Consider the following 12,411-nt stretch of genomic DNA (forward strand, 5'->3'; position numbering starts at 1 on the left):
GATTCTACTTTCTCCACATTCTCTTTTTACTAAGCTTTAACACTCAACAAATCATTATATAAATCAATATATTTTGAAAACTGACTAATCAAATCATAGTTCTCCAGCACTTTTGTTCTGTTACACTCAGAAAAAAATGCTTTCGGTAAAGTCAATACAATATCTATTGCCTTTTTAGCCGCATTTACATCACGTGGTTCTACACAGTAATTAGAAGTGCCTTCTAGTAATTCTGTAGTTGCGGTAGATCTATACCCAACAACTGGTGCCCCACACGCCATTGCTTCAGCAGTAACTAATCCAAATGTTTCTTCAGTTGACGGATTGAAAAATACATCACAAGCAGAATACCATTGTGCAAGCTCGTTTCTATCAGCAGTTCTTAAAATTGGAACAATACCAACATCTCGACAACGATTGATAAATTGTGCATTAATTCCAATAATAATAATAGCAGTTGTACTCTTATCAATCATTTCATTTAGTTTAAAAAAATCTTCGATGCCTTTCCTTTCTGACCAACTAGCTGCCACACCGAGAATAACCTTTTTTTCTGATATTCCATTTCTAGCTTTTATATCACTCTTCTGTGGATAAAAAACACTAGTGTCAATTCCGTTTGCTATCAATTGAATATTTGAGTTTTTAAGGAATGACTTTTTCATCTCTTCACTAAGCCATTTTGATACCGGTACAAAAGTACAATTCAACAAAGTCGAAAAACACTTTTTTTTCATCTCGAACATTTGTTCAGTTTTATCAAAAAAAACACTTGCAGGAAATTGATCAAGTTGAGGACAGTTATAACATTTTGTCTGCCATTTTTCGCAATTAACAGAAGTGTAATGAACACATTTCCCTGTATAAGCCCAACAATCATGCTGAGTCCAAACTACAATAATATTTCTTTTTTTTAAATAATCTAGTAGCTTAATATAGTCTACATAATAACCATGTAAACCATGCAGATGAACTATCGCTGGTTTGTATTCTTTAATAAACCTAATCAACTTGTTTGTTTGTGCGAAAGGAAGGGTTCTATCATTGCCTGATAGTTTACTCAACCTCCAGTTTATCCCCTTTTGCCATCTTTTCGTTATAGTTATATTATTTTCAATATTAATTGAGTATTTACCCTCAGGTGTAGCAGTCACAACCTCAAAACCATTGTTCCTAGCAAAATCCGCAAGTGACAGCATGATTTTTCCACCTCCGGAAGTTTTATTGCAATTAACTGCTAAAATTCGTGAAGTTTTACGTTTATTCATTATTATACCACCATGATTCTTTATCATCTTCCCAAAATCGTGTAATAAAGCTATCAAAATCATAACGCATTTTTACATCTCTTATTGATTTTTTATATGGAGTAACCATAAAATCTTTCAATTTCTCAATCGGATCAACATGAAGAATGAAAAAATTTTCAGGACAGTAGAAATCATAATCAACTATAAGCTTATTATTAGTAATAATCTTTTTGTTTGTAAACAGCGCCTCCATAATTCTCATGGATTGTCCACTGTTATCAATTTCGATGTAATCGAAGATAGCCTTTGCTCTTGCACTTATCTCAACAGACTGTTTATAAGATATCGGTTTTGAGTAATTAGGGTTTTTGTTATAAGGATGATCTGGCGTTATGTAAAACTCTGTGGATAAGCCTTGAGCTTCAAACACTTGTTTCCATTTTAAAATCTGCTCCAGTCTACCCTTGTCTTTACCTACAAAGCAAATATCAACACACTCTTCAGTTGACTGATATTCCATTTCATGAAAATATGGTGGTGGATTAAATCTTAATCCATACTTTTTACAATCCATTCTAGAAAAAGACCAGAATGTACATGATAAATCCATGATAGTTCTAGGATCAATGGTATTCTTTACAATATTCCAATACCACACCGCAATAGAAGCATCCTTTTTGTGCTGTATCAGCCAAACAAGATAAGACCTTGTCAACAAAGATTCAAATACAAAAACCCTTTGAGCGGAATCATCCAAAACAGACTTTTCAAACCAAATAGAAGCAAATGGCAGTCTATATTTCAACCACAATTTTCGTATAGTCCGACTGACAACATGTCCAAATCCTTTGTATAGTCCATAAACATGATATCCTCGTTGCTTCAAAATCTGGCTAACATCATCTTTCGGATTCGCTCTAACTATGCAAATATTTTTATTCATTTACTATTACCTCAGGAATTGACAATTTCAGATTACCCCAAAACCCTAACGAAGCCACAGTAATAATCAGTAGAGATCCTATAAGATTTTCATTAGAGGTTGAAAAAAAGTATGCAGCAAAGGCAATCATGCCAACAATACCCTTTTTACATATTTTCTTAAAAAACATATAAGAGGCCACAAGAAAAAAAGATCCAACAAAAAAACCATAATAGGCATAATAATTAGTAAACGTGCTGGTATTGCTTCCATAAAAAATACCAAGATACTTAAGCGCCAATTCATTTTTAATCTGCAAAATCTCTGTGTAAGGGGCGCCAAATAACGGATGTAAAAGAAAGGCCCTAATACTTCCCTCTAATCCAATCCAACGAAACATCAAAGACGAATTCCTATCCTGTCCCAACATTTTCAGCAAAATTCCATTAAAAAGGACTGTATTCATCAATACAGTGATGATTACACTACTACTCAGTACAGTTATAAATGTTTTTATTTTTCTATCTTTCAACAGATATGCAGAAATAATCAACCCTAAGGTTAACAAAGAAGCTCCAGACATAGTAGTTAAGTCCGTAATAATGAATAAAACAATATCAAAAGCTTTCTTTTTCCTCTCTTCTACAAATAATAAAAGAAAAATGGCCATGTTCAAGTATACTTGATAAGTGCCTGGTTCCCAGAACGGACCAAAGTTTCGTTTCTGCATATGAGTTTTTAATGGAATAGTTGCTACGCCAAGAAATCTGTACTCCGCACCCACAGAAGAAGTAAATTTAGGGAATATATTGATGCTAACAAAAAACTGAGGAAATAGCCAACAAATCAATGACCCAACTGCTATAATTCTCATCAAGATCAAGTAACAATGAGTAAAATCCTTTATAGTATATTTTCTAGAAAACAAATAACAAAACCACAATTCTGCTACGAATACATAAAAAGAAAGCTTAAATAAAACACCAGTGAAAAAAATGGTACAAAAAACACTAAATGATAATAAAAGAAGCATAATTCTAATCGGCATTCTTTTGAAAATACATTCTAGAATAACAAAGTACAAAGAAACAAAAATGATAGCAAATTTTGTTACATCTACAATAATTGAACTCTCATTTATTGATATATAGCTGACGTCCGTCATAAAAATGACAAACAACACTTCTATATACATTATCCAAATCTTATTAACTGGCTTTTCAATCGTGTTCATGAGTTACAATTCCTTATGGGTTCGTCTAACAAATAATACAATATACATCAATAATTTCAAGAAGGAGACAACTGTTACTTTTAAGCTATTTATATATTTTTTAAATCTAATTAAAATTAATCCCCATATGAAAATTGTAATGCAAACATAAATATAAAATTTCTCATTTTTCTACATAATATAATTTAATTAAAACGATTCTACCACTTTATCAATAATTGACATCCACTTATTAATTACATTATCAACACGTACATGTTCTACACTTATCTTCGCATTAAATCCTAGTCGTCTTTTCAAGTCACTATCATCTATTAACAGCTTAATTGCATCAAACATATCTTTGGTATCCCCCACCTTAGTAATGATTCCATTCTTTCCAGAAACGATATATTCATTTGCCCCAGCACAGTCCGTAGAAATTACAGGAAACCCCATCAGCATTGCTTCTAAAAAAGCATTAGAGAGACCTTCATAATTAGAAGGTAAAACAAAAATATCAGCATCTGCTATCTGTTCATGTAAATTTGAAACGGTTCCTTTTAAAAACACAACATCTTCAAGTTTCAGTTTCTCAATTTCCGTTTCAAGTACATTTTTTAATATACCTTCTCCATATATCTCTAACTTGTATTCAGGATAATGCATATGTATTTTAGAGAATGTATCAATTAGCATTAAATGATTTTTCTGTCCTGTTAATCTTCCTGCTGTAACAATACGTTTTTGATTTTTATTGGTTTTTTCACAAACAACCTTTATAGGATTTGGTATTATGGTTGTCTTTTTCTGAATAGAAAGAGGAAAATACTCTTTTGCCTTTCTTGTCTGTGCAATAAACCAATCTGAATTCGAATAAGCCCTTTTCACGATGTATGAAAATAACATATTTCGTTTTGCCATCGAAGGATCTATTCGCTCTGACATAATAAGAGGGCATTGTCTTTTTCTTCCAATAGCAAAATCAACCAACACACACACAGGAGACAAAAAAGAAACAATTACAGATGGTCGATATTCCAAAACGAAGTTTTTTATATTCTTACACGTAGAAATTATCCCTATTTTACCTTTTTTACTTGAAAGTGAAAAAAGCTCTACACCCTCCGGTATATCATATTCCACAATATTATGTAATACCATGGCAATTGCCACATTCCATCCCCTTTCCTTGTATTTTTCAGCAAGCAATGAAATGACTCTCTCTGCTCCTCCACGGCCCATTCCTCCAGTGAAGAAAATAATTCTTTTCCCCATAATAGTATCCTCAACTAATGTTTAATCAATTGTAATATCTCAATGGTATTATTTCCAAATAATGCTTCACCATTAACCATTTGTGGAAACCACGCAGATTGTCCAGTTGTATTCATCTCAATCAAAACCATTTCATTAGATTGATTTACTGAAAAATCCCAAGATATTATCCCTAACCAAGGTAAGTGAGAATGCAATTTAATCGCAATAGTTTTCATTCGCATAACAAAATCAAACTGAACACTTGAAAATACAACACCCGAATCTGGATGTGCTTCAAATCTCTCTCCATACTCAGTAAATGCTTTATCTCTTAATCTACCAGTATCATCCACACCAACACAAATTCCACCATAATGAATATTATCTCTGTCTGTACCTCCACGGCCAATCCTGAGAGAAATAGGACATACATGAATTATTCCATTAAGGATATATGTAATAACCCGAAATGTATTCAAAGAATGTGCATAAATATGCGATAGCTGTTCATTTTGTTTAATTATTTCTTGAACTACAAAATTATTACCAAATTTATTGACTATTGTTTCAATACTAGTATTGAGTATAGTATCTCTTCCACATTTTGAATTTATGATTAGTACATCTCGACCACTTGAAGAATCAATAGATTTCTTTATAACAGCTTGTATTTGATTCATTCCTTTAATCAATTTTTCTTTTGATATTATCCGGTTGTTGTTGTCACGACAAACACCATTTACACAAGAAAACAACGTGTTTGGAATAACTATATCCTGAACATTACCAAACAATTGGAGTAACAAGTTTTTATCACCAAATTGACCTGAAATTGGATGAAATGGATTCATTTTTTTTTCGATTTTAGTCGAAAATAAAATCTCTGGAAAATAGTTTACATTATATTTACCAGTATAGCTTTGATATAACCTATGCCAAAAAAGCGGTATAGATTTCCCATAATTAGTTCTATAGAACTCTTTAATTTCCTTTTTTTCATTATTATTAAAACTCACTGTTTTTATTAATTTTCTCTTTTTTATAATGTTAATAAATTCGACAATGTAAGTCACAAAGAGCCTATTAAATTCATATGAACCCAATACAAAAACTTGAAGTTTTAAAAACAAATTTTTAATCATAATACAAATTACACCTTTTTCAGTTTAAAATTTCTTCCTATTAGAAAATCTGAAACAATAGGATTAAACTGAACATATCCAATCCACTGATAAAATGTCAATTCTCCAAAATATATTTATCTAGTGTCTATAGCAACTTTAAAGATCCACACTCACAATTATAAAATCCTCTTAATATCTAACTACAATTCGAATCATTTCTTCAAAATTATCTGGTTTATGAATTTCTCTATTTAAGATCGGCCAATCACTAATGATATGTAGATTCTTCAACTTAGCATCGTAAAAGTTTCTTTTGTACCCAATATATCAATCAACATCGACGACGGTATACTTTGGTTCTAAGCCAGCGGATTATTATCATTTACTAATAATTACTCAACTATTACCCCAAGCTCTAATCCGTAATACCCCCATTCTCTACCATCTGATTTGGGTTTAAATGTCTTGCATAACAATTTTCTTTTAGTTCATAAATTTCAAAATTTGATTTCTCTCGGCAAACAATTACAATCCCCACCTACATTTTTTATTTTTAGTACAAAGCTTTAAAGTAACTTGTCACAATTAATATATGAGACATCATTAAAATGTACAATCAACAGAACCAAAATTCTTTCAAAACCTTTTTTTAAAGATTCTTTTACTTTGTATTTATCAATACATTTAGGAATCATAAGATTTTAATAACTAATTTTGTACTTTCATAATTTTTCAGTAAATCTCTTTGGATTATAAAGATTCAATTTACGTCCTGTTTTAATTTTATACTGTATTCTCAACATCATTAAATCTATAATAAAACGTAGAACATCTAGAAAAGTCGCTCTTACTGCTCGCGATTTAATTATTTTTTCATGATCCATTAAGCCTTCTTATTTATTTCCTTGAGATACATGTCAAGAACAATTTGTCGATTAAACTTTCGCTCAACCTCATCGCTAACTGCTAATCTCATTTGTTATCGTTCATCAAAACTCAACTCTAAGAATTTCTCAATCAATTCATTATAACCCTTCTCGTTAACAATTTATCCATTATTACCATCATTATTTACAATTCCATGGCAACACTTCTTTTTATGATGATAATCGAACATCCTATAGCCGTACTTTCAAGCAAGACTTTTTAAAGTGCTTCAAAATGATATGTAAAATAAATAGTGCTACTTGCAATTTCATAAATTGTAACATATTTATCACAAAACCGGGATATACAATCATACCATTTTCATAAAATTCTTTTAGAAGCCCTTCATATACAACTCACAAAAACCACAAACATGAAACCTCGATTTTAAGAATTTATATCTGATAACTTTAGCGTCATCTTAATATTGGTCAATACCTTTTTCTTTCATAATATGAGCAATAAATACGAAATCAATAGTTTCACCATTTTGGTACCATTCACCATTGTAGTTATTCAGGTGAACACCTTAACCAAGAAGCATATATTAGGGGGGAGTTACCACTTTACAATTCAACATAATATCTCTGTTCTCCTTATTTAAAAATAGACCTTCAGAACCTTTTGATGTCTTATTTTATAGAGTGAGTAAGAACCAATCTGCAGGAAACCTCCTTTTCCAATTGACATTCCAAAGTCAGTTAAATTAGCAACATACGGGACTTTGAGAAAAGTCTAAGACATTCTAGCATAAGCATTAGTTTAACCGTATTTGTGAATACAATATGTAAATCAACTTCTTTTAAGATTTTCTTATAAAAAAAATGAGACGCAGCTCTTTTATTATGTTTGTATATGCCTATCAAAGTCTGTATCAACGAATTTGCATCCATGGCTTTGAACTCTTCGATAAATTCATCTTGAGAGATAGCAATATACACCTCATTCTTCTCTAAGGACTTTGAACAAATTCTGTACTGAATTTATACAAACCAATGTCTTAATTCGCGACGATAACTACTCTCATTTCACTTCGCTAACCCATTCTGAGGTTTAAAATATTCACTTCATTCAAAGTTTTCTTAAGTGATATAATTTCTCTTATTGTTTTCTTTCCTTAGATAAATCATTCAAGCAGCAAATTTTTTCTATACTGCCACTCTTCATTCAAGAAACCTAATGACTTTTCGAAGCCTTTATTAGAAATAGCTATTATATATTCTTTCTTTTACTTTTAGAAAACTCTAAGTATAGGCTCTTTTCATTTACAACCACGGGGCTACACCAATCATACATTTATCACATATAAAACTTAAAATATTAATAACAGTTTTAATTATTCCTATCCAAGTACATTTTCCAAACTAAACAATGCCTCAAGGTTTACTTCTAGATACATTTCAAATATTTTTTCAAGAGAAACAAAATCTATGTTCTAGGTATCTGATTCTGTATTAATAAAAACAGAGACACCGCCTTCGTATACAATACAATTAAAGGGTACATCATAGTTCATATCAGAACTTCAGACTATTTCTCCTCCCATGCTTATGACTGATTGCTGTCTTTCCATAAAAATTATCTCCTAAAATTTTACCACAAAGATGGTATACTGTATTACCATAGAAAAGACCAATATGATATTTTACACTTACTTTTTCAGCTACAATTTTTTCTATTTAATTGATATTTTTTCTAACAGTTCTCATCAAATTTGTTTAATAAACTACTGTAACAGACTAAAGAACATAACAATGCAGTGAGGGTTTTTCTCTCCAAATTTTCTTTTCAAATAGTCTAATATTTGTTCCATTGGGCATTTTTCATTCTCCTAGAATTTAGTCCCTTCCAAACAAATCTCTTGTATATACTTTTTCTTCTATATCACTAAGATCATCACTGAATCTATTAGCAATTATGGCATGACTCATATTCTTAAACAATTCTAAATCATTTACTACCAAACTACCAAAGAATGTACTTCCATTCTCAAGCGTAGGTTCATAAATAATAACTGTTGCACCCTTCGCCTTTATTCTTTTCATTACTCCCTGAATAGAACTCTGACGAAAGTTATCACTATTTGACTTCATAGTAAGCCTGTATACACCAATAACAACTTTTTTTTCTTTTCTAGCATCATATTTATCATTTGCTTCATAAGCCCCAGCAATCTCAAGAACACGATCTGAAATAAAATCTTTTCTTGTTCTGTTACTTTCAACAATTGCTGACATCATGTTCTGTGGAACATCTCGATAGTTAGCAAGAAGTTGTTTTGTATCTTTAGGTAAACAGTAACCGCCATAACCAAATGATGGGTTATTGTAGAAATCCCCAACTCTTGGATCTAAGCTAACGCCTTTGATAATTTCTTCAGTGTTTAACCCTTTCATTTCTGCATAAGTGTCTAGTTCATTAAAATAACATACTCTCAACGCTAGGTAAGTATTAGCAAAGAGCTTTACTGCTTCGGCTTCAGTAAAACCCATAATAAGAATTTCAATATTTTCTTTAAGTGCAGATTCTCTCAAAAGTTCAGCAAATTTCTCTGCTTTTTTTGTAAGTTCTGTATCAGTTTTATCTGTTCCAACAATAATTCTTGAAGGATAAAGATTATCATAAAGCGCTTTGCTTTCTCTTAAAAATTCTGGGGAAAAGATTATTTTCTTTCCATACTTAGTTCTAATTCGTTCTGTATAACCTACTGGAATAGTTGACTTAATTACAATTATTGCATCCCTGTTAATATTCTGAACTGTTTCAATAGCATCTTCTACAAAAGAAGTATCAAAAAAATTCTTTTTACTATCGTAATTAGTAGGTACAGCAAGAATTACATAGTCTGCAGATTTGTATGCTTCTTGTGGGTCTGTTGTAGCTAATAGATTAAGCGACTTTGTTGCTAGGTATTCTTCAATTTCTTTATCTTGTATTGGACTAACTTTATTATTAATCTTTTCTACTTTCTCAGGAATAATATCACATGCTAAAACTTCATTTTTCTGTGAAAGAAGAACAGCAAGAGACATACCAACATATCCAATTCCAACTACAGCAATTTTCATACTTTATAATACTCCTTATACCACTGAGCAAAATTTCTAAGCCCGGTTCTTAAATCTATTTCTGGTTTAAATCCAAAATCTTTTTCAAGAGCACTTACATCCGCATATGTTACAGGAACATCACCAGGTTGCATTGGAACAAGTTTCTTGTGAGATTCAAAATCAAAATCGCTAGGAAGGACCTCTGCCCTTACTAGTTCTTCACTTAAAATCTGTACAAAGTCCAAAAGGTTCTCTGGATGTGATCCACCAATATTGTAGATTCTGTATGGTGTTAGTGGTATACCAGATTCATCGTTCATCTTTTCTGGTGCAGACTGTATTACTCTTACAATGGCGTCTACAATGTCGTCTATATATGTAAAGTCTCTCTGACAATTACCATAGTTAAAAATGTTTATAGTTTCATTTTTAATAAGCTTATTTGTAAAACCAAAGTAAGCCATGTCTGGTCTACCAGCAGGGCCATAGACAGTAAAAAATCTAAGCCCAGTAGAAGGTATGTTGTAAAGCTTAGAATAAGCATGTGCCAAAAGCTCATTTGACTTCTTTGTTGCTGCGTACAAACTAACAGGCGTATCTACCTTATCCTCTGTGCTAAAAGGGAATTTTTTGTTTCCTCCATAAACAGAACTTGATGAAGCATAGACTAAATGCTTAACAGGATTATTTCTGCAAGCTTCAAGAATATTGTAAAAGCCAACAATGTTGCTTTCTATGTAAACATCTGGATAATCAATGCTATATCTTACTCCAGCCTGAGCCGCAAGGTTCACAACCACTTCTGGTTTATAATCTACAAATGCTTTGTTTAACAATTCTTTGTTTGCAAGATTTCCTTTGATGAATATAAACCGTCTATTCATTTTTTTAATTTCAGAAACTCTGTACTTTTTGAGGCTTACATCATAGTAGTCATTCATAGAGTCAAATCCTATAACATTACAACCTTTTAAAAGCAATTCTTTTGTTAGGTAAAAACCAATGAATCCTGCAGTTCCAGTTACAAGAACAGTCTTCCCTTGTATTTGAATATTTGTTTTCAACATTTTCGTTCCTTTTAAATCCACCGTAAAAAAATACTGTTTATTAATCTAAATAACCATTATGCTTAGTATTTCATAACTAGTTTTTTCTAAATAGATGATTCAATGTAATACTTTGCGAAGATTAAGTTTTATAAAAACGTCCAAACTTTCCGTACCAATTAATTGTAATAGCTTCAATATAATTAATATCATTTCAAAGTTTTTTCAATCCATCTATTATTAATTTCTCTTTAATTAATTCACTTTTTAAAGCTTCAACATCTCTAATTTGAATTCTTAATCTAGGAATTATAGTAATTGGAATTTCATCAACACAAAAAAATCAATCAACAAAATATTTTTTATTCTAGACAAATGGGTTAATAATTAGATTTATAATTTTCTTTTTAACACAAATCTAAATCCGCACAAATTATAATAATTAATAAATCTAACTAATTTTAGTCATTATTTAATCGAATTATTATGTTGTATAGATTTTATTTTTTCTATTTATTTTTCTAGTTTGCAACCAATTTAGTTGACACTTTAAGAGCCACTTCTTCCTAAATAGTAAGGTACTGTTTTAAGTATTTTAGCACTATTCCTTATAGTGTCAATTCTGGGTTATATTTAATTGGTAAAGTTCCTCTAGGATTTTTCTCTAATCTTTCTATTATAGTTTGCCAATTTATTCCTTTTTTCTTTCTAATATAATTACACAAGGTAATAAACCATCGTATTTTTGCCCGAACTAATTCAGCTCTAACTTGTCGATCTTTAAAGTTCTTCTTCCCAAATTCTGTATAAAACGCCTCTGGTTTTATTATATAATTTAGGGATTCTTCAGCTACATTGTCATAAAAAATTCCAACAGAAACACTAATTCTACCATTAAACTTTTCCAAAAAATCCATATAACTATTGTTTACATAGCTAGTGTCAGCAACAAGAGTGAATTATACATCTATCTAAATCATATTTATTAGATAAATCTAATAATGTATTTACACATAATTCACTATTTGGACTATCACTAATTCTCAACGCTACTATTTCTCTATTAAATAGATCCATAATAGTATTCAAATAATACGTTTTGTCTAAACAATAAAAGCATGTAATATCAACAACATTCCTTTTTTCTAGGTGTGCCACAAAAGATGTTTTGGTTTAATAAATCTTCTGGGTTATCATTTCTTCTACACCTTTTTAAAGCACCTTGATAGCCTCTAATCTATCATGACCACTATCAAATCTACACAATAATTTTTGAGGCTTTTCTGAATCAAATATCTTTTTAACAAAAGATATTGAGCCTTTCTTTCTAAGTCTAAGTTCTAATCCAATACAATAATAGCCTAAGTAAACACATAAGAAAAAAAACCATCTTCACACTTTTTTATCCTTGTATATTCTTTTTTATTACATTTAGAATTAATCATAGGCATATCATCAAAATCTATTGAAATATCTTTCCATATATCTTTTACGGTTATGAACTTTTTAATTTGCTTTTTTAATTAAAATTAAAAAATTTATTAGAAGTTTTAATTAATGAATCTTCTATTTTAATCCATTTATCGATAATATAATCTATTTTATAATTTAATAATTAA

9 protein-coding genes are annotated in these 12,411 nt (G+C 30.5%); all 9 read right to left on the reverse strand.

Annotated features, from left to right (window positions below):
- Positions 1-29 precede the first annotated feature (29 nt).
- The 9 genes from ACZ5SO_RS06770 to ACZ5SO_RS06810 all read right to left on the reverse strand — a co-directional run bounded on the left by ACZ5SO_RS06770 (position 30) and on the right by ACZ5SO_RS06810 (position 11,869).
- Positions 30-1,331: a glycosyltransferase gene (locus ACZ5SO_RS06770; protein WP_464627610.1), complete on the reverse strand. Its 1,302-nt coding sequence runs from the start codon at positions 1,329-1,331 to the stop codon at positions 30-32.
- Positions 1,261-2,007, reverse strand: coding sequence for a WaaS/CpsH family glycosyltransferase (locus tag ACZ5SO_RS06775; protein ID WP_464627611.1), 747 nt, complete (start codon positions 2,005-2,007; stop codon positions 1,261-1,263). The genes ACZ5SO_RS06770 and ACZ5SO_RS06775 overlap by 71 nt, the downstream gene beginning before the upstream one ends.
- A 178-nt stretch (positions 2,008-2,185) precedes the next feature.
- Complete coding sequence (locus ACZ5SO_RS06780; RefSeq protein ID WP_464627612.1) at positions 2,186-3,406, reverse strand: hypothetical protein; 1,221 nt, start codon at positions 3,404-3,406, stop codon at positions 2,186-2,188.
- 189 nt (positions 3,407-3,595) lie between these two features.
- Positions 3,596-4,663 (reverse strand): glycosyltransferase, encoded by a 1,068-nt coding sequence (locus ACZ5SO_RS06785; protein ID WP_464627613.1) that lies wholly within the window; start codon positions 4,661-4,663, stop codon positions 3,596-3,598.
- Positions 4,664-4,677: 14 nt separating this feature from the next.
- Positions 4,678-5,718 carry a sugar-transfer associated ATP-grasp domain-containing protein gene (locus ACZ5SO_RS06790; protein WP_464627614.1) on the reverse strand — a complete coding sequence of 347 codons (1,041 nt, stop codon included), beginning with the start codon at positions 5,716-5,718 and terminating at the stop codon, positions 4,678-4,680.
- 2,816 nt (positions 5,719-8,534) lie between these two features.
- On the reverse strand, positions 8,535-9,764 hold the full coding sequence (locus tag ACZ5SO_RS06795; RefSeq protein WP_464627615.1) for a nucleotide sugar dehydrogenase: 1,230 nt from the start codon (positions 9,762-9,764) through the stop codon (positions 8,535-8,537).
- Positions 9,761-10,813 carry an NAD-dependent epimerase/dehydratase family protein gene (locus ACZ5SO_RS06800; protein ID WP_464627616.1) on the reverse strand — a complete coding sequence of 351 codons (1,053 nt, stop codon included), beginning with the start codon at positions 10,811-10,813 and terminating at the stop codon, positions 9,761-9,763. Before ACZ5SO_RS06800 ends, ACZ5SO_RS06795 begins: the two co-directional genes overlap by 4 nt.
- Before the next feature lie 587 nt (positions 10,814-11,400).
- A complete protein-coding gene (locus ACZ5SO_RS06805) occupies positions 11,401-11,709 on the reverse strand; it encodes a hypothetical protein (protein ID WP_464627617.1) in 309 nt (102 codons plus the stop codon).
- A 25-nt stretch (positions 11,710-11,734) separates the two neighbouring features.
- Positions 11,735-11,869 carry a hypothetical protein gene (locus tag ACZ5SO_RS06810; RefSeq protein ID WP_464627618.1) on the reverse strand — a complete coding sequence of 45 codons (135 nt, stop codon included), beginning with the start codon at positions 11,867-11,869 and terminating at the stop codon, positions 11,735-11,737.
- Positions 11,870-12,411: the final 542 nt, after the last annotated feature.

It is taken from the genome of Pleomorphochaeta naphthae (assembly GCF_055396005.1).